Source organism: Lishizhenia sp. (assembly GCF_033720595.1).
Taxonomy (GTDB): domain Bacteria; phylum Bacteroidota; class Bacteroidia; order Flavobacteriales_D; family Crocinitomicaceae; genus Lishizhenia.
Genome location: NZ_JAWWCF010000034.1, coordinates 1 through 19,576 on the forward strand (window position 1 = coordinate 1; position 19,576 = coordinate 19,576).

Genomic DNA, 19,576 nt, shown 5'->3' on the forward strand with positions numbered 1-19,576 from the left:
CGAAGTTACTTGGCTTTATCAAACGCTGGTAAAGATCTGTTGTACCATCTGCAGATTTAATCGTAGAAATTTCGGCAGTACCCATCGTTACATTTTCGTAAGGATTTTTAGCTGTTAGCATATTGCTTACTTTTCCTTTACTTGTAATCATCTGTGCAACATTAGGTGTTGTATGGTTCGAGTACTGATCAAAGATGTATTTTCCTGATGGACTTACAGCAACACTGTGCGTTCCTTCAACCTCTGTTACCAAAGATTGATTTCCAGAATAATCTACCTTGTAGACCATAGTATTCATTCCATTATCTCCTGTTGCATAGTAATATACCTCTTTGGAAGTAGATGAAATAATGTCTTTTGTTACGAATTTGTTTGACGTTAATTTCTGAATCAACTCACCATCAATGGTGTAGTAGTATAAATTGTTGTAACCATCTTGCTCAGAAATCCAGATAAAGTTATTACTCCCCTCTTTTGGAAAGTAAGCTGGATGCTCAGGTTCTGTCCACGTTTCACTTTTTTCAGTAATTAATGTAGCCACAAATTCACCTTCAACGGTGTACTTGTTTAAGTTCATTTCGTTCTGACCACGATTAACTTCTGCTATTAAAAAGAATTTTTCGTCTGGTGTAAACGTAACATTTGTAAGGTAAGCATCCTCTTCTCCTCTCGGTGTGATGTATACTACACTTCCTTTTGCAACATTGTAAATTCCAACACTTGGCTTTTCACTTTTCTGACCCGCCATTGGGTATTTAATCGATTTCAATTCACCTGGGTAAGTAGAATTATCTAACATTGGGTAATCGTGTACTTCAGATTCATCCTTTTGGTAGAATGCCAAGTAGTTTCCATCTTCTGACCAAAACAATCCTTCTGTAATTCCAAACTCACTTCTTGCAAAAGCTTGTCCGGCAACAATGTTAGGATCTGTATGTTGTGTTACTTGAATATTTTTATTTCCCTTATTGATAAATACATTGTTATCTACAGTATAAGCTACTGTTTGCGTTGCAGTGTGCACTTTTGCATTAGCACTACCATCTTTCAACTCAGCAAATAATTTTCCTGCATCTGTATCTACGTTATAGCTGTAAAATTTCTTTCCTTGTTCTACAACCATAAATTCATTTCCCGAAATCCAATCGAAACCAGAGAACCAACGCAACTTACCATTTACCGCTGCATTTACTTCAGCAATTTTAGCTATCGTGTCTACTGAATTTGCTTTTTTTCCACTTCCTTCTAACAAAGAAGTGTAAGCTCCTAGGTATGAAAAATTATCAGAATTTGGAATCCATGAGAAGCCCATAATGTGCTCTGGATAGTACTTTCTGTATTGGTTCATCACTGCCGATTCTATGGTCAATGTTTCTTTTTGACCATAAGCAAGCATACTTAGACCCACACAGGTCATTACAACTAACTTTTTAAACATTTACTCTTACTTTATATGTTTGGTAAAAAACTTATTTAATTTTTGAGCTGCTTGGTATTTTGAGAGTATAAACTCACCCAAGTCGTCTCGTAGAATAGTTTCGGGGGTAAATTTGGCGAAATAATACCAATTTTTATTAAAAATCAGAGGTTCTTTCTCAGCCGCTGCCTTTAAATGCTTAGGAATAATTTTGTTCTTATCTCCTCTTATTTCTCCGTAAGTGGCTAAGAAATCTGCATCTTGGTAGGCTTTCTGAAATTCATCCAAGTTGTCTGCAATTGCTTCTCTAACTTCTAAGAGTTGCTCTTTCTCCAGTTTATAAACTCCTCCATATACACGTAAATCCTCCGGTCCCATTTCAAAATATAGACCTGGTGTGGTGTGGTTCTTCTTCCCACCTTCTACCAATACGGCAGAGCGATTCAACTTATAGGGTGTTTTATCTTTAGAAAAACGTATATCTCTGTTGATTCTGAAGATACAATCCTTAGCCTCAAGTTCTCCCCAGGCTGGATTAATGGCTTTACCTTTTTCTATCAAATGATCTACAAAAGCTTTCATGGGATCTTTTACACTTTTGTGATAACGTTTTCTATTTTCATCAAACCAATCTTTGTTGTTATTGGGAGCAAGTTCAATGAAGAAATCTAAATAATCTTGAGTAAAAAATGCCATAATCTTGTTTTGTCGTGGGAAGATAAGCAATAATTCTTCTTCCTTCTTTGAGATTGTTATTGGAGGTATATTTTCGGGATGAAGTATCAGCTTCTTCATTGAAGCTCCACGAGGATTTAGAAACTTTCTAAACATGAGCAAAATTGATTTTTTGTACATTCGCGACTATGGGGTACAGGATAGCCGTAAATGCGAGGTTTCTTTTAAAACACAAAATGGAGGGTTTTGGATGGTATACATTCGAGAACTTCAAGCGCATTGTTCAACAACACCCTGAACATGAATTCATCTTCTTTTTTGACCGCAAATACGATCCAAAATTTGTCTTCGCTGATAATGTGACTCCCGTAGTCTTATATCCACAAGCTAGGCACCCAGAACTGTTTAAAATTTGGTTCAACTTTGCTGTCCCTCGTGCACTTAAAAAATATAAGTGTGATGCTTTTATTTCTCCTGATGGATACTTGAGTTTAAACACTAAGCTTCCTCAACTCATTGTAATGCACGACCTGAATTTTGAACACAACCCACAGGATTTACCCAAAAGTGCTTTGAATTACTACAAAAAGTACTTTCCTAAGTTTGCTCAAAAGGCCCAAAGAATTGTAACCGTTTCTGAATACTCAAAACAAGATATCGTTCAACAATACGGCATTGCTCCTGAAAAGATTGATGTTGGGTACAATGGTGCTTCTCCCATTTTTAAGCCTATATCAAATACAGAAAGTGAAACTGTAAAGCAATTGTTTAGCAAGGGGAAAAATTACATTCTATTTGTGGGTGCTTTGAGTCCCAGAAAAAATTTAAATCGACTTATTGCTGCCTTCGATGCTATGCATAAAGAAGGTAAATCTGATTTAGAACTTGTCATTGTTGGAGAGGATTTATTTAAGTCGATGGAAACAAAAATAGAGGCCTCTACAAAGGAACATATACATTTTACGGGACATTTGAGTCAAGCCAACTTAGCCCAGGTAGTTGCTGCAGCACATATATTTGCTTTCGTACCCTATTTCGAAGGTTTTGGTATTCCATTATTAGAAGCCATGCAAAGCGGTGTACCCTGCTTGGCAGCCAAGGCAACATCTCTTCCTGAAGTTGGAGGTGACGCTGTATTATATTGTGACCCTTACAATGTTGATGCTATAAAAGAAGGATTGATCCGATTAGCTGAAGACGAAACGTTACGCAATACATTAAAAGAAAAAGGACCCCAAAGAGCCCTTAACTTTTCTTGGGACAAGAGTGCCGAAGTACTCTGGTCTGCCTTTCTTAAAATGATGGATTAATCAATTCCATGAGGCACTCTCATAGACCTGTGTTCTTACCCTACCAGTTGTAACATGAAAATTGACTTGCACAGGTTGGTTCATATATTTTTCTTCATTGGCCATCAAGTCCTTCACAAAATCATCTTGATGAGTGATTTTAACAGCTGAAAAATACCCCACGTTAACATTCGGTTCTCCAATCAACATATACAAATCATTTTGCGCCTGAAGCAAACCAATAAAGTGCGGTTTAAATCTACCTGCTTTGTTTACTAAAGTCATTACACGCTTTGTATCATTTTCTTCTGTTCTTATTTTCGAAAACGCCAAATTTGGTAGCTCCTCATAAATGTCTGTAGTTCTCAATTGTGAATAAACTGCTTTACCATTTTCATAATAAGTCCTCTTCTCGGTGTACATCGCAAGATCATTTGAGGTCAGTTCATCATAGTTATGAAAAACAGCTTCTAACCCTTCTTCTTCGTTAAAATAAAAGACTTTTGTACCTCTTCTTCCATAAGTACCTTCTTGGTATTTTTCAACAGCCTTTACTAAAACACCGTCTAAATAATAAGCATCTACCTGCTCTACATATCCTGAATCGGTAATTTCGTAACGTAAACTTTTATCTACTGCAAACTCTTCAACCGGCGTCATTTCAATTTTCTTGACATAAGCCATTGCCGGACCATTGTATCCAAGATCATTTGCAGAACTTTGATCGGCCACATTTTCTTCGGGCATGGGTACTAAAGTCACCTCTTTATTATCAATGGTTTTTTGCTCACAAGATGTAGTAAGCAATAATGCCGCAAGTGTATATCCAAGTAGTTTATGCATTCGTTTTTCTTTTAGAAATACAAAAATAGCAAATCGTAACAGATGGTATCAAAGAAAAAGTCCCGACAAACTGCCGGGACTTTAAAAATTAGTATCCTAAGATTAATCAAAAATCAAGGTCATTTCAACCCTTCTATTTTTAGCTCTTCCTTCTTCGCTATCGTTAGATGCTAAAGGTTGAGTTTCACCATAGAAAAGCGTAGTAATTCTCGCTTCTTCTACACCTTGTTCCATCAAGTAAGATTTCACGGCCTCTGCCCTTTCTTTAGATAACTGAAGGTTCGTGGCAGGATCTCCGACATTGTCAGTATGTCCTTCTATTTTCAACTTGAACTCTGGGTTTTCATTCATCACTTTTGCAAGCGCATCCAAAGAACCGTAAGAAGCATCCTTAATCACTGCTTTTGCTGTTTCAAATTCTAAGTTATCAAAAGCGGTTTGTATCACTTTTTTAACTTCTTCTTTAACTACAGGACATCCTTTATTTTCTACAACTCCCGGTGTTTTAACACATGCATCATCTTTATCTAATACACCATCTCCGTCAGTATCTGGGTAAGGACAACCTTTGTTTTCAACAGGACCAGCAATCTCAGGACATTCATCCTGCGGGTCTGCAACACCGTCTTCATCCGTATCTGGACAACCTTGAAACTCTTTTAATCCAGCAGTTTTTGGACAGACATCTTGAGCATCCTCAATACCGTCACCATCTGAATCCGGACAACCCTTAAACTCTGCTAAACCGATCACCTCTGGACAAGCATCTTCCTTATCTATGATTCCATCACCGTCGGTATCTGGACATCCCTTGTTTACGATATCACCTGGAAGAGAAGGACAAAGATCTTCGCTATCTTGAACTCCATCCCCATCAGAGTCTGGACAACCATTAAAGGCTAGAATCCCTGCTTTATCAGGACATTTATCTTCTTTATTTTTAATTCCATCACCATCTCTATCTGACTTCTTCACCTTATTTACATCAGCTTTAGGGGCTCTTTCTTTTTCCTCTCTAATTTTCTCCTTTGCTTTTTCCTTCTTATTCTTTTTCTTATTTCCTAGAGCCACATTAAAACCTACACGTGCTTGGAAATGTTTTGCGCTATAGGGAAGAGTAATACTCTCTTGCGTAGTTACAGGATTTCCATTTGCATCATCTTCTGTAACCGAATACATAAGATCTGCTGTATTAAGCGCTAAAAGGTTATCTACAATAGCATGTATTTGGAAACCACCCAAACCTAGAACTATTCCTGCTCCCGCATTAGAACGTTTATCCAAGAAGGTGTAATTGGCCGTCAATTGAATTTTACGCGTTAAATTTTGCGTGTAAGAAAATGTTAAAGATGGTCTTAAACTCCCTCTATACAACTCTCCAAAAAACAATGCGCCAACTTGTCCTTTTAACCTAGGATTCTCTATTAATGTATAATTAGCGCCCAGGTAAAAACGTGTTACTAATGAGGTTGTAAAGGAATTGGTATTTCCATTGGTTTGAAACTGTTCTTCAAACTCTTCACCAATTTGAGTAAAATGGTCTCCTGCCGGATCTGCCGTTGTATCTGCATTAAACAAGGCATTTGAAAAGTCAATTCCTGAGTAGGCTATATCAACATCTTCCGACTCAAAGTTCATATTTCCAGATTTCCAATTGATAAAGCCCAAATCTATCAAACTCGCACTCACGTTTAATTTTGGCGTTACGTTGTAACTTGCACCAAGATCTAAAGCCACACCGTAGTTTCCATTTACATTTCTGTAATACCCTTCTGCACTTGCGTTTTCATTCGTATCAATTCCAGAAGTGTACATTTCGTAACGACCTGTCACCGCCAAATCATAAGTTATAGTATCTGTGGTTAACTTAAAAGTGGATGATTTGGTGTAAATACTATTCATTCCACTCAACAACTTCACTTTTGCTCCGAAGGTCCATTTATCATTTACCTTTCTTTGATAACCTAACCCAAAGCTTCTATAATGAAGTGCGTCAATGCCCATATTAGAGAAGTCTAACACTCCCCCATTTTCTTCGAAATTTCCGTTCCCATAAAATGGAAAAGTGAGTAAATCTTTAGGCAATGTTACACGCGTAAAGACATTCTCGTTGGCCGAAAAATAAATGAAATTGTTTGCCTTAAACCTAAATCCGAAAGAAAGTAACTCGAGGTTTAAACTTGTTCCAACGTAATTTCTGTTCGTCCACATATTTGTTAGATGATCAACACGCAAACGTGTACCTGTTGAAGTATTCTCAAACAAATCCTTAGGGGTAGCCAAGTTATTTGTAAAGTTTAAATATATAGATGACAATGCAGGAATACCTATGTACAAACGACCATCTACCGCATTGGCAGGATTGGTATACAATGTTTGTTGTAAACTCGATAAGTTGTATAAACCATAATCTTGTTGTGCTCTTACCTGTAGTACTAATGTTAATACAAGAAAAACAACGCTCGTTTTAAATAATCTTTTATTTCGCATCACTTGTATTAATTAGAAAGGTTAACATTAAAATTAATTTTCGCAGAAAGCGTAACCGTCAATTCATATTCTGGATAGAACTTAACGTCTTGCATTTGATCAGCGTCACTTGTATTTAAGTTTGCACGATACACCACTTTTCTCGTTCCTTGAGAAATTAAACTTTGTAATTGTTCACTGTCTAGCTTAACATCAGTAATACGTCTTGTATTTGCTATTACTTTTCCAAAATTAGGGTCGGTAACGGGTAAAGAATTATCGATAACACCGCTTGGAATTAGGTTATCTAAACTCGCATCTTCGAATAAGGAATCCAGAACTACATAATTTTCGTCTAAGAAATAGACTTGAGCACCCAATGCTAAAGGTAAGCCGTTGTCGCTAATGATTCTTATTGTAGCACTCTCGATGTCCTTATCATCAAAATTACTTTCGGTATCTAAATCTAAAGCTTCTTCCAAATCTAAATCTGAAGTATCTTGAAATGAAAAATTAGACGCATATCCATAAATAGGCAAGATGACCTCTATATCTCCTGACACACTTGCATTACCCGTTAGAAAATTTTGTGCAACACCATCTGGGTTTGTTTCTGCTCCGAGCTCAAACACGATTTGATTGGGACTGGCATCTATCAACTCTGATAAACTTGGGGTTGTATTGGAATTATTAATACTGTGAAAAAACTCTGCTGTATCTCCAATAAAACTAGCTCCTGGGATAGTTGGAATATTCGTTAGTCCTGGTCCACCCAAACTCTGACTAGAACCTGAGTTGACGTCATACAGACCGGTGAAATTAATACCTAATGGAAGTCCAGCCGATGACCTCAAATATAAATTCAACTGAGGGTCGGCAAAGTGAATATCTCCTGAAATATAATTGGTAAACACAGGTAAACTCTGGGTGTCTTGTGCAACAATGTTTTGGAAATTCCCAAAATATCCCCAAATGCTTTCAAAACTTCCCAATTGAAGCTCCATGTCAAAACCAATACTTTCACTTCCTAAATAAGGCTGACCTGTTTTTGTTAAGGTAACCTCTACATTCACTTCCAGTTCATTATTCGTTTGACCGTTTTTCGATAAATCCAGCACATAATTGGCTAAATCTAGATTCACGATATCCTCCGTTGGTGTGGACCCTTGATAGCTCAAGTCTATTGAAGAACTGTAGGCTACACCATTTTGTTTCAAATAAGGAATTGAAATGTTGAGTGTAACATCATGTTGCATATCTGTATATGCAGATATATTCAAAGCTCCACTAGATATACGAATGCTATCCACTTCCTCCCCATTGGAAAAGGCAAAGTTTTCGTTCAAAGTTTCTGAAAAGTTTACACTAGAACCCGCAGGTGCTAAAGCAAAAGCGGATGCCGTTGATGGAGGAACGGTTACATCGTAGTTTAAATTCTGACTCGGTAAATCTATTAATTCACCTGCATCAAACTCAAACAAATTCTGTCCATAAACGAGCCTGAATAATTCGTCATTTTCATTATAAATCAATTCTCCTACGTCGAACTCTTTTTCTAAATCTCCAAGATTAAGAGTCGCTTTGGCCAAAGGAATAGCGAAGCTGGGATCAGCCTCGGTCAAATCGAGGTTATCTACCTCAAAGGTCTCTTTTTTACAGCTAAATACAAATCCAACCGATAGCAGTAGTAGGATAAAATAGCCCAATTTATTATTTGTCATAGGGTTAATTTTTCATCATCAAAGATAGACTAAAACAACCTGACAAAAAAGAAACATTCCTGTTAATAGAATGGGAAACACCCCATTTAACTAAGTTTTAATTATCCGTTAATCACCATAGAGTAGATGATAAGGTTTTGTTCAACTTGGCTAAGAACAAGTAATTCTTGGGTATCCTTTTGATAAACAAACGAAAGTAAAGCCTCTCCTTCCTTAGGCCAGTTTTTCATTAACTTGCCTTCATTATTAAAGAGGTAAACATTATTTTCTAATTGATCTAAAATAAGCGTATAATATTTCCCCTTTACCTCGAAAGTATGAATTTGTGTGACTTCCTGATTACTCTTATTGATATGGGTTAATTCATCTCCATAAGCACTGTAAACATGAATTACTCCATCCTTTAAACCATATAAATAATGATTATCCTGCCATACTTTTGAACCAACGATATTTCCTACCACTTCACCTGAAATGTTCAACAGAATATTTTTCTCTTGTTGAGGTAAAACAGAAATAACATCTCCTCCAGACTTTAAATTAAGATTTGAAAAATTACTGGCTTTACTTTTCAATTTTGATTTTTCCAATTCCACACAAAATGCTTCTGCTGTAGTACTCACCCAAGCACTTAAAGTACCTTTTCTATTTAGGCCATGAACTTTTCCAACAATTGCTTCCCGTGCTGTTTTTTGAATGATGAGCTCCATTCCCTTAGCATTAAGCATTATCACTTCTCCAGCACTTGTACCAAAGATGTATTTTGATTGCCCTCTCCAGGATACAGCAGCGAACTCGGCGGTTAATTCATTGTCAAATTTCACCGGAAACCCATTCACTTGGTTACCCTTTAAATCGAGAATGTAAAATTCATTTGCCGTTGTAAATGCAACTTGATGCTTTTTATTTTGATAAACATCAACCACTTTAAGGTTTTGAATATCTCCCTCTACTTTCCCTTGCCAAAGTAAATCACCCTTGCGTCCATACAAAAAATAGGCTCCATCCTTGGCACTTACAAAATATGAGTAAGAAGCTCTGATATGATCCCAAATGGGTAATACATCATGTAATGCTTTCCCCACTGCTATGGTTCTAACCTTACTTTTAGGAGTTGTGGCAGGCAGTGTAATATCACCTGTAGTTTTATCCACTTTAAAACTTTGAACTTCCGAATAACTAATACTTGTTCCTTTATTTTCTCTAATACTTCTAAAATGGACTTCATTGGTAAGGTCGCCATATACACGTTGTTGCTTAGCAACATTTAGTGCTAGTGTTTTACCTAATTTATAATGTAATGCAATCTGTTTACACAGCTCCTGATTCTCTGCAATCACTACTTTATCTTCCACCTCTAAGACATAAATAGCCCCTTCTTTCTTACGCGGAAATTCACTTGTTAATTGGAAGCCTTCAAAATGCTTCACATCATTTTCCAGGTAGTTGGTGTCCACTTTATCGCTTCTTTCTAAAAGAATTAAGATAGGATTTTGTTGCGCACTGTAATCCGAAATGATAAATGGATTTCCTTTCAATTTCCCTGTTACAATTCCCTTATCTACCCATTCCGCCATTACACCATTGCGATAAACACTATCTTGATTTTCTAGGTAATGATATTGATAAAAGGTATAATCTTCTACCTCTTCTGGTACCACATAAGCAAAGTTCAATTGATCATCCACAGCTAACCCCATGGCTTGTTGAGCAAGCTTACTTTTATATTGATAATTCCCTTGGGCCGTTCTGTATACATCTGTGTTAGCGCCATTCGTAAAATCTACCAAACTTGCAGATGCATTTTTATCATTGAGTCCTAAAAAATGTGCTTTCTCCTCGTTTAATTTTAATTTGTTTTTTGCCACCAAAACAAAATTACCCTTGTTGAAATACACTTCCTCTTGCGTAATGTTGAGTGCTTTGGTAAAATCTTCTAGCTCCTGTTTGGACCATTTTCTCTTTTGTTCTGCAATGAAAAATGATCGATTCGCTGAAAAGTAATACTTCAAGTGAGTAAATGAGGTTGGAACCTCTACATTTAGATAAGTATTTCTGGTATTCAGAATGTTTTTTACGTCACCTATTTCATTCCATCTATTCACAACAAGAACAGCGCTATCTTCCGCATTAAATACATATTCTGGATGATAAGAAAACTTCTCTTTTTCTATCAGAGAGAAACCCGCATAAGCTATCCACGCTAAGCTTCCTATAAATAGAATGATAATCAACACTGTTCTCATGGCAACTAAATTAACTCAATTCTTGCGCCTTTAGATTCGGCAAAATAAAAGATGCAAACATTTCACCTTTAAAAAACTAAAACTTCAGGGATAGCTGTTCATCTGAAAGTAACTTAAAACTCTTTCTATGATAGGGAGTTTCTCCATGTTCGAAGATGGCAGCTCTGTGTTTCTTGGTGGGGTAACCTTTGTTCTTTTTCCAATCATAATAAGGATACTTCTCATGTAGTTGATTCATGATGTCATCTCTATACGTTTTGGCCAAAACAGAAGCTGCTGCTATACTCAAGTACCTTCCATCCCCTTTTATCATACACGTATGTTCTACATTTGGATAAGGGTTAAAGCGATTTCCATCTATTAACAAATGATCCGGTTTAATTTTGAGAAGATCAATTGCTCTATGCATGGCTAAAAAACTAGCATTTAAAATGTTGATCTTATCGATTTCTTCGTGGTCAACAATTCCAACCCCATAAGCAAGCGCTTGTTCTTCAATTATCGGTCTGAGCAAATCACGTTGCTTTTCGCTTAGCTTTTTAGAATCATTTAAGAGTTCATGTTCAAAATCTTCTGGTAGTATTACCGCTGCTGCCACTACAGGTCCGGATAAACACCCTCTTCCCGCTTCGTCACAACCTGCCTCCACTCGGCCCTCCACTTCAAACGCTAATAGATTTCCCATAAAATGCAAGATTACAAAATTATCAGTAAGATGAAATCTGAACGGCATAAAACTTGTTCTAAAAATCTTTGGTGGAAGTGGAGCAACTTTTAACCGTTTATTTACGTTTAATATGTTAGGAAAGTAATTTATTGCTATTAACTTTAGGAATGAAATGCTTGACTATAAAACAAAAAACATGAAAAAATTATTTACATTCTTATTAGTAGTTACTTGCAGCTTTTTGAGTTTCGGACAAGAAAACCAGGCTGTAGCAGAGGGTACGGAAACAACATTTAGCGAAGCTGTAGCTAGTGGTGTGTTTTACTTTATCTTACCTGAAGGAACAAGTGCTGAAGAAGTAAAAAAGAACAGTGCATACTATACCAACTTCTTTACAGTAGAGTATGATGCAACTACACGCAAGTCTACAATTAAGATGGTAGATAACTCAGCAGAATCAAGACACGTAATTGTAAGATTTTTAATATCGAATAAAGTAAGAACTGTAAAACTTGGAGCCACAGAATATACCGTTTCTGAGTTTTATGAAAAATATTTAAAATAAAAAACCTTAATTACCGTAGGGCCGCTACTAATTTTTGTAGCGGCTTTTTTTGTGCCAAAAGTTTTGATTATTCAACGAAAGCTTATTTTTGAAGAATGGCGAATTCTGGGAAACACATCTTCTTTTTAGCACCTTACCCTAAAGGCGCCGCACCTTCTCAACGTTTTCGTTTTGAGCAATACTTGGACTATCTCAAGGAGCAGGGCTTTAACTACTCCTTCCACCCTTTTTATGACCAAAAAGCATGGGAAACCTTATACGCGCAAGGAAAAACCGGGGTTAAACTTTTTCATCTTTTGCGCAGTTTTATGCGTAGAACCTTATTGATGTTTCAACTGCACCGGGCTGATTATATTTTTGTTCACCGCGAGATGAGTCATGTTGGACCGCCAATTTTTGAATGGATTACCACCAAAGTATTGAGAAAGAAATTTATTTACGATTTCGACGATGCGATTTGGCTTCCCAATTACAGTGAGCAAAACGCCAAGTTCCAAAAATTAAAGATGTACAAAAAAGTCTTTCGCATTATGCGATGGGCCAATCAAGTAACTGCTGGAAATACTTTTTTATGTAAAAAAGCGCGAGAATTTAATCCACACGTTCAATTCTTACCCACCACCATAGATTTACATTACCACACTGCTGAAGCTAAAAAAGAAGGTAAACTAACCATAGGTTGGACAGGTTCTCACACTACGGCTAAATACTTACACGACTTAGTACCCGTTATTCAGGAATTGAATAACAAATATGATTTTGATTTTTTAGTTATTTCGAATGAAAATCCAGGTTTAGACCTACCCAACTTAAAATACATACCTTGGGAGAAAAACAGTGAAATTAAAGATTTAAATCTGATAGATATTGGTATCATGCCCTTAGAGGATAGCGTATGGACACACGGTAAATGTGCCTTCAAAATATTGCAATACATGGCCCTGTCTAAAGCTTGTGTAGCCTCACCCGTTGGTGCAAATCTTACCGTTATTAAGGAAGGTGAAAATGCCTTATTTGCACAGTCCGAAAAAGAATGGTACGATGCACTTGAAAAACTAATCTTCGATGAAAATCTACGCTATGAATTAGGAGAGAATGCTTTTGAAACCGTTAAGAATCATTACTCGGTTGTGGCTAATCGCGAAAAATACCTGTCATTATTTCAGAAATAAAGGCTTAAGCCCGCTCATAACTAGGCAAATTCCTAACATTTTTTTACTTTTGAATTCCTAAAATTTAAGACAAGAAATGGGTAGAGCATTTGAATATCGCCGAGCTGCGAAAGAGAAACGATGGGATAAGATGTCGAAATTATTCCCAAAACTTGCTAAGGCCATCACTATGGCGGCAAAAGAAGGTGGAGATGATCCTGCTATGAATGCTACTTTGCGTACTGCGATTCAAAACGCCAAGGCGCAAAACATGCCAAAAGACAATATAGAAAACGCCATTAAAAGAGCGACGTCTAAGGATGTTGAAAACTATACAGAGGTTAATTACGAAGGAAAAGGACCTCATGGTGTATTGGTTTACGTTGAGTGTGCTACAGACAATACAACAAGAACAGTTGCCAACGTAAAATCTTATTTTAACAAAGCAGGTGGTTCTGTAGTTCCTAATGGTTCTTTAGAATTTATGTTTAATCGTAAGGCGGTGTTTAGAATTGAAGAAAACATTGATGCCTTAGATGTTGAAGAACTTGAATTTGAATTGATCGACGCTGGTTTAGAAGAAATCATTAAAGAGGAAGATAACATTACTATTTACGGTGACTACACAAGCTTTGGTACTTTGCAAACCGCTTTGGAAGAAAAGAACATAGAAGTAGCTAAAGCCAACTTGCAGCGTATTCCTACAAGCTCCGTAGAATTTACTGAAGAGCAATTGGTAGATATTGAAAAGATGTTAGATAAGATTGAGGATGACGATGACATCCAACAAGTCTTTACAAATATTGCTTAATTCTTTAAAGCATTAAAAAGCCGAGTGAATATTTCACCCGGCTTTTTTTCTGTCTTCGTTATTAGCTGTTATAGCGCGCTAAAATCTTATAGCGTATCTACTACTTTCAATACTGGCTTCAACATGTACTTCCCGTTACCTGTTTGGTGAACTGAAGCTTCTGCGTCGAAGTCTATCAATAATTCTACACCATCATCTGGTATATTTACATTCTTAATTTTTAAACCTGATTGTTGTCCTGAAGGTGTTTTTAAATCGTGGTACACGCTATCCACTAAAACAGTATTTGCGTCACCTAATAAAAATCTTAATTCAGTAATTACACCCACTGGCAAAGATGCGTCATATGCTACCTCAAATGAATTGGTGTCTTGGTATTCTAACAGATCGTAAATTCCTTGATTCGTCGGTAAGTCATACCATCCCGATTGGTTTGGATCGTCTGCGTCAATTTGAGCACTAACTTGTTCTATTTCTACATTAACCTCTTGGTAATCACCAGGAGCATCTGTCATTCTTATACGTAAAGAAGCTTCTTCGCTTTTTTCACATGAGAAAAATAAAACTGATAGTGCAAGTAATGATAAAATCTTGTTTTTCATGGTTCTAAATATTTTAGTACACCACAAAGATAAGGGAGACAACAGCCTGATTCCAAAATTATCCCTTCCTAATAGAATCTAGTTTATTATTCGCATCCCCTTAGTTATTTTCAGTCAATTCATTTAAGAGGGGGGAGTGTTTTCACCTAAATAAACCGTTGATTACCTACGCTATAACAGACCAAATACAAGGAAAAGTGAAGTCTTGAATTTCTTTAGTACTACAAGGATTACATTCTCTAAAACCGTATCAAAACACACGGTAATAGGGCTTTTAAAAAATAATCAAAGAGTTTAGTATGCATGTGCTTTTCTCCTTTGATGGATAAACAATGATGAAACAATAAAGGAAGGGAAATAAAATAATTTCAATCTTCAGGGAAATTAACCTTTAGTTACAAGAAGCGTAATTTTAAGCCGCAAAAATGATGTAACTATTATCCGTTAACAACCTCCAATTTAAAGCCAATTCCATGCACATTTTCTATGCTCACGTTGGTATCTTGACTTAAATATTTGCGCAATTTCGTAATAAAAACATCCAAACTTCTTCCCACAAAATAATCATCTTGCCCCCAAACGGCGTTTAAAACAATTTCTCTGGGCAACACTTGGTTTTTGAATTTACACAGCATGTTGAGTATTTGGGCTTCCTTTTTCGTCAATTTCTTTTCAAATTCCGAATGCGTCAGCATGTAATTGTCTTTGTCGTAAGTATAAGTACCTAGTTTGACGATATGTTCTTCCTCCTCTTCTACTTCAACATTTACCCTTTTCAACAAAGCTTTTACACGAAATTGCAATTCTTCATGAGAAAAAGGTTTGGTTAAATAATCGTCTCCACCGGCCTTAAATCCTTCAATTTTATCTTCGGTCATGGATTTGGCCGTTAAAAAAAGAATAGGAACATCCGCATTTACCTTTCTTACATCACGCGCAAGCATAAAACCATCTTTCTTAGGCATCATCACGTCAAAAATACAAAGGTGAAAATGAGCTTCGTTAAAGGCTTTAAATCCTTCTTTTCCATCTGAAGCCAAATGTACATCGTAGCCTAAAGATTTCAATTGATCTGCAATGATAAATCCTAAACTCGTGTCGTCTTCACATAAAAGAATTTTCGCTTTCATACTTATTATTTAAAAGGTATAAAGATGGTAAATGTTGTTCCTTCACCTAAGTTACTATTAACTTTTATACTACCACCATGTTGCTCTACAATTAGCTTTACATAATACAATCCCAAGCCAAAGCCCTTCACATCATGAAGGTTTCCTGTTGGTACTCGGTAAAATTTATCAAAAATCATTCGCTGATCTTCTTTTTTCATACCAATACCATTATCCTTAATTTTTAAGGCCACGCCTTGATTGTAATTATTGGTGCTAATTTCTATGTTAGGATCTTCTTGACAATATTTGATAGCGTTATCCAAGAGGTTAAAAATAACATTGGTAATGTGCACCTCATCGGCATAAACCTCATCCTTTCGGGCATTTAATTCTAGATGTATATGTCCCTTATCTTTTAACTGGTTGAATTCAAAATTGTCTTTGGCTTCCTCCAATATTTCATGCAATGAGAAAGTTGATTTACTCAATTTCAATTCCTCTTTATCCAATTTGGCCACATTTAGAACGCGTTCCACTTGGTTTTCTAAACGTTTATTTTCTTTGTAAATAATGCTGGCGTAACGCTCGAGCCTTTCTTTGTCTTGAGATAAATCTTCACGTAAGATGGTTTCACTTGACAGACCTATTGTAGAAATAGGAGTTTTCAGCTCGTGCGTCATGTTGTTGATGAAATCCGTCTTTACCTCTGAAAGTCTTTTCTGACGAATAATGACACGAATAGAATAAGCGAAAAACAAGAGGATAAAGGCTACGATGGCAATTAAATACATCCAGGGGGATTTACTTTTTGGATAATCGGCCAAAGATATAGGAGTAACATTGGGGAAAAACACAGTAAAATAGTGGCCATCCTCCTGGTCCCAATCCAAATTAGGAGAGGTGATTCCAGCTACCGTATCGGAAATTGGTTCGTAGTATTTTTCTGTAGAGTAGCGAATGATATTTCCAAACACGATACTGTCGTTGAAACAATCGTAAATACCGTATTGAAAACTCTGGGTTATGTTCTGATCGTAAAATTCTCGTTTTAATAATTGTTCGAGATAATAGGGGTGTAAATCTTCATTAATATCTACTTGATAGTAATTCGTACTTACCTGTTTTACCCTACCATAGAGATCTGAACTATCTGCAATGTAGGTAGAAATTTCTTCCGTCACATTTCGAAGTGCTACCTTCACTTGTTCATGAAACTGACGTAATTGTAAACTATCTTGCTTAGCTTGTATACTGATATTAGTTTCTTGGGCCTTTAAAGTTGAATTGATCCAAAAAGCCTGTATAACTAAAATGCTGAGAATAGAACATATTCCCAGCACAATTACCGTATTGATAGTTTTTCTTTGCAAGTTTTTTCTATTGTGCGTCTAACCAAGCAAGGATACCACCTTCTAGGTTGTACAAGTTATCTAAACCATGATTTTGCTCGAGGTAAGCAATTACGTTTGCACTTCGCGCACCTGATCTACAATGAACAACTACTTTCCCCTCTTTTTTAAAGGCATCCACATTATCTGGAACTGTGTTCATAGGAATTAACTGTGCCTCCATATTGGCCTGATCGAACTCATGTTGTTCTCTTACGTCAATTAATGTAAAGTTCTCATTGGCCGCTTGCCATTGCTTCAATTCTTGAACATTGATAGATTTCATTTTATTTTGTTTTGGGACTCCACAAAACTCGTGGTAGTCAATTAATGTAGTTTGTTTATTTTCTGCTCTCGTCAAAGGATTGTTAGCATCCTTTTGGAAGTTTAAATTAAAAGTTTCTTGCGTAAGTCCGTTGTAAAACATCATTTTCTCACACAAGACTTCTCCAATACCTGTAATTACCTTCACGACCTCCAGGGCTTGTAAACTTCCCATTATTCCAGGCAGTACACCTATTACTCCCGCCTCTGAACAGCTTCTCACCTCACCTGCTGCTGGAGGCTGAGGGTAAATATCCCTGTAATTGGCAGACCGCTCACCGTTTTCTTTGAGGTAATTAAAGACTGAAAGTTGTCCGGTAAACTCATTGATTGAAGCATGAACATTCACTTTTTCCTTGAGTACACAGGCATCATTTATTAAATAACGTGTTGGAAAATTATCTGTACCATCCACCACAATGTCATAATCATCAATGACATCGAAGATATTTTCGGCCTGTAATGCCAAATCAAATACTTCAAAATTAACAAAGGGATTTTGTGCCTTTAAATGCTCTACCGCTGCACGTGTTTTTTTACTCCCCACATCATCCACCTTATAAAGTGTTTGACGTTGTAAATTGGACACATCCACCGTATCAAAATCAACGATTCCAATATTTCCAACTCCAGCGGCACATAAATAAGAAAGTAGTGGTGAACCTAATCCTCCAGCACCTACGACGAGTACATGGGCCTCTTTTAATTTGATTTGAGCCTCTTCACCAAATCCATCAAGAATTAAATGGCGATTGTACCTTACTTTTTCCTTCTCTGTTAACACAAGATAAAGGTAATCATCATTGCCCGAATCTGGGACGCTTTTTAAGAATTTTCTTTACTCTTTAATGCTGTGCTGGGCGACAAATTCTTACTATTCTTTCCCTTGTTAACATAAGAGATTTCTATGTTTTCCACTTTTGCCCTTTGTTGAAATTCTCGAATAACATCTTTAATATCTTCTGCCAAGTGCACTACCCTTCGTTTATCAATAACCACTTTTGCATCTCTTGGAATACTATCTAATGTTGCATTTAAAGAAGCTTTGTTTAAAAAGGTCATATGCTCAGAAAGTAAGACAATGTATTTCTCCTCGCCACCTTCTGTTCTCTTTTCTAGGTAATGAGATAGATTGAAATTATCATAAAGAATAAAAAGAACTGATACCACCATACCCAAGGCAATACCTTTTAACAAATCCGTCATTAATATCCCTACTATAGTCACCATAAACGGGATGAATTCAGACCATCCCCTTTTAAACATTTTTCTAAACAAGCTCGGTTTTGCCAACTTATATCCTACAACAAACAAGATGGCAGAAAGAGAGGCGAAAGGAATTAAGTTGAGGATAAAAGGAATGCTAAAAACACAAATTACTAATAAGACACCATGATATACCGCTGCCATTTTAGTTTTCCCTCCTGCTTCAATATTGGCTGAAGAACGAACGATTACTTGCGTAACTGGGAGTCCGCCTAACAACCCTGCGAGTACATTTCCTACCCCTTGAGCTACGAGCTCTCTATTGGGCGGTGTTGCATGTTTTTCAGGATCTATTTTATCGGTAGCTTCTACACAAAGAAGCGTCTCTATACTGGCTACTATGGCTATCGTAAAAGCAGCAATCCACACCCCCGAATTAGTAATTCCTGCAAAATACGGAAGCATGATTAAATCTTGGAAAGACCTACCTTCTACCGCAACATCTACACGATGAGAACTTACGATTTCCATAGAAGTTCCTTGGGTTATATACGCAAATAAAATCCCTAAAACCACCACTACTATTGCCCCTGGAAGGGTACCTAATATTGACTTTTTGATAAACTCTCTTTCCCAAACAATTAAAATCAATAAAGAAACAATAGTTAAGGCTAGAATAACTGGAGAAATGGCCCCTTCAGTAGTGAACATGATTTTTAACTCTTCGAAAAAAGTGTATTGTTCATTGACGTTATCATAATCTCCCAAAGTATCTGCATCAAAACCGAAGCCGTGGGTAATTTCTTTTTTAATCAAAATTAAACCTATAGCTGCCAACATTCCTTTGATGACTACATTGGGGAAATAGTAGGCCACGAATCCACCTTTCAATAAACCTAAAACGAGTTGAATTACTCCAGCCAAAACAACGGCTAAAAACAACATCTGTAAGGCGTAAATAGTTGGATCCATTCCGTCGGGAATAGCTCCACTTCTAAACCCTTCTGTAGTAGAAAGAATAATAGCTATAAGTCCGGCAGCCGGACCTGAAACTCCAATTCTAGATTGACTTATGGCTCCTACAACTATA

At 36.7% G+C, this 19,576-nt stretch carries 16 protein-coding genes and 2 pseudogenes; 4 read left to right on the forward strand and 14 right to left on the reverse strand.

Annotation, left to right across the window (positions count from 1 at the left end):
- Together R3333_RS04035 and R3333_RS04040 are read right to left on the reverse strand one after the other, a co-directional pair.
- On the reverse strand, positions 1–1,438 hold a 1,438-nt coding region (locus R3333_RS04035), incomplete at its 3' end, for a DPP IV N-terminal domain-containing protein (RefSeq protein ID WP_318957398.1).
- A gap of 6 nt (positions 1,439–1,444) precedes the next feature.
- On the reverse strand, positions 1,445–2,212 hold the full coding sequence (locus tag R3333_RS04040) for a DUF2461 domain-containing protein (RefSeq protein WP_318957399.1): 768 nt from the start codon (positions 2,210–2,212) through the stop codon (positions 1,445–1,447).
- Positions 2,213–2,328: 116 nt separating this feature from the next.
- Here R3333_RS04040 and R3333_RS04045 point away from each other — a divergent pair, with 116 nt between their 5' ends.
- The gene (locus R3333_RS04045; protein WP_318957401.1) at positions 2,329–3,402 is read left to right on the forward strand and encodes a glycosyltransferase family 1 protein; all 1,074 of its coding nucleotides are present in this window, start codon (positions 2,329–2,331) and stop codon (positions 3,400–3,402) included.
- Here the strand turns inward: R3333_RS04045 and R3333_RS04050 are convergent, their stop codons facing one another.
- The 7 genes and pseudogenes from R3333_RS04050 to R3333_RS04070 form a co-directional block, all read right to left on the reverse strand.
- Entirely contained in the window at positions 3,403–4,224 is an 822-nt protein-coding gene (locus tag R3333_RS04050) for a hypothetical protein (RefSeq protein ID WP_318957402.1), read from the reverse strand.
- Between the two features lie 102 nt (positions 4,225–4,326).
- A complete protein-coding gene (locus R3333_RS14645; RefSeq protein WP_413468670.1) occupies positions 4,327–4,671 on the reverse strand; it encodes an OmpA family protein in 345 nt (114 codons plus the stop codon).
- A gap of 18 nt (positions 4,672–4,689) precedes the next feature.
- A pseudogene (locus R3333_RS14650) lies at positions 4,690–5,208 on the reverse strand (thrombospondin type 3 repeat-containing protein); the annotation flags it as partial.
- A gap of 237 nt (positions 5,209–5,445) precedes the next feature.
- Positions 5,446–6,714: pseudogene (locus R3333_RS14655) on the reverse strand (DUF5723 family protein); the annotation flags it as partial.
- A gap of 8 nt (positions 6,715–6,722) precedes the next feature.
- Positions 6,723–8,414 (reverse strand): hypothetical protein, encoded by a 1,692-nt coding sequence (locus R3333_RS04060; protein WP_318957406.1) that lies wholly within the window; start codon positions 8,412–8,414, stop codon positions 6,723–6,725.
- A gap of 101 nt (positions 8,415–8,515) precedes the next feature.
- A complete protein-coding gene (locus R3333_RS04065; RefSeq protein WP_318957407.1) occupies positions 8,516–10,660 on the reverse strand; it encodes a hypothetical protein in 2,145 nt (714 codons plus the stop codon).
- A 76-nt stretch (positions 10,661–10,736) separates the two neighbouring features.
- Entirely contained in the window at positions 10,737–11,345 is a 609-nt protein-coding gene (locus R3333_RS04070) for a ribonuclease HII (RefSeq protein ID WP_318957408.1), read from the reverse strand.
- 178 nt (positions 11,346–11,523) lie between these two features.
- Between R3333_RS04070 and R3333_RS04075 the strand changes: the two genes are divergently transcribed.
- The 3 genes from R3333_RS04075 to R3333_RS04085 all read left to right on the forward strand — a co-directional run bounded on the left by R3333_RS04075 (position 11,524) and on the right by R3333_RS04085 (position 13,854).
- Positions 11,524–11,892 carry a hypothetical protein gene (locus tag R3333_RS04075; protein ID WP_318957409.1) on the forward strand — a complete coding sequence of 123 codons (369 nt, stop codon included), beginning with the start codon at positions 11,524–11,526 and terminating at the stop codon, positions 11,890–11,892.
- A 95-nt stretch (positions 11,893–11,987) separates the two neighbouring features.
- Positions 11,988–13,064, forward strand: coding sequence for a glycosyltransferase (locus R3333_RS04080; protein WP_318957411.1), 1,077 nt, complete (start codon positions 11,988–11,990; stop codon positions 13,062–13,064).
- Between the two features lie 76 nt (positions 13,065–13,140).
- Entirely contained in the window at positions 13,141–13,854 is a 714-nt protein-coding gene (locus R3333_RS04085) for a YebC/PmpR family DNA-binding transcriptional regulator (RefSeq protein WP_318957412.1), read from the forward strand.
- A gap of 86 nt (positions 13,855–13,940) precedes the next feature.
- Here the strand turns inward: R3333_RS04085 and R3333_RS04090 are convergent, their stop codons facing one another.
- The 5 genes from R3333_RS04090 to R3333_RS04110 form a co-directional block, all read right to left on the reverse strand.
- A complete protein-coding gene (locus R3333_RS04090) occupies positions 13,941–14,456 on the reverse strand; it encodes a DUF4382 domain-containing protein (protein WP_318957414.1) in 516 nt (171 codons plus the stop codon).
- Between the two features lie 437 nt (positions 14,457–14,893).
- Complete coding sequence (locus R3333_RS04095; protein ID WP_318957417.1) at positions 14,894–15,586, reverse strand: response regulator transcription factor; 693 nt, start codon at positions 15,584–15,586, stop codon at positions 14,894–14,896.
- A gap of 5 nt (positions 15,587–15,591) precedes the next feature.
- Positions 15,592–16,938: a HAMP domain-containing sensor histidine kinase gene (locus R3333_RS04100; RefSeq protein ID WP_318957419.1), complete on the reverse strand. Its 1,347-nt coding sequence runs from the start codon at positions 16,936–16,938 to the stop codon at positions 15,592–15,594.
- A 7-nt stretch (positions 16,939–16,945) separates the two neighbouring features.
- Positions 16,946–18,064, reverse strand: coding sequence for a ThiF family adenylyltransferase (locus R3333_RS04105; RefSeq protein WP_318957420.1), 1,119 nt, complete (start codon positions 18,062–18,064; stop codon positions 16,946–16,948).
- Between the two features lie 41 nt (positions 18,065–18,105).
- The coding region (locus R3333_RS04110; protein WP_318957421.1) for a SulP family inorganic anion transporter at positions 18,106–19,576 on the reverse strand (1,471 nt) is incomplete at its 5' end.

Bases quoted from the DNA above. Each gene is read 5' to 3' on its own strand.
- R3333_RS04040 (WP_318957399.1), bottom strand. From the start codon at position 2,212: ATGAAGAAGCTGATACTTCATCCCGAAAATATACCTCCAATAACAATC.
- R3333_RS04045 (WP_318957401.1), top strand. From the start codon at position 2,329: ATGGAGGGTTTTGGATGGTATACATTCGAGAACTTCAAGCGCATTGTT.
- R3333_RS04050 (WP_318957402.1), bottom strand. From the start codon at position 4,224: ATGCATAAACTACTTGGATATACACTTGCGGCATTATTGCTTACTACA.
- R3333_RS04060 (WP_318957406.1), bottom strand. From the start codon at position 8,414: ATGACAAATAATAAATTGGGCTATTTTATCCTACTACTGCTATCGGTT.
- R3333_RS04065 (WP_318957407.1), bottom strand. From the start codon at position 10,660: ATGAGAACAGTGTTGATTATCATTCTATTTATAGGAAGCTTAGCGTGG.
- R3333_RS04070 (WP_318957408.1), bottom strand. From the start codon at position 11,345: ATGGGAAATCTATTAGCGTTTGAAGTGGAGGGCCGAGTGGAGGCAGGT.
- R3333_RS04075 (WP_318957409.1), top strand. From the start codon at position 11,524: ATGAAAAAATTATTTACATTCTTATTAGTAGTTACTTGCAGCTTTTTG.
- R3333_RS04080 (WP_318957411.1), top strand. From the start codon at position 11,988: ATGGCGAATTCTGGGAAACACATCTTCTTTTTAGCACCTTACCCTAAA.
- R3333_RS04085 (WP_318957412.1), top strand. From the start codon at position 13,141: ATGGGTAGAGCATTTGAATATCGCCGAGCTGCGAAAGAGAAACGATGG.
- R3333_RS04090 (WP_318957414.1), bottom strand. From the start codon at position 14,456: ATGAAAAACAAGATTTTATCATTACTTGCACTATCAGTTTTATTTTTC.
- R3333_RS04095 (WP_318957417.1), bottom strand. From the start codon at position 15,586: ATGAAAGCGAAAATTCTTTTATGTGAAGACGACACGAGTTTAGGATTT.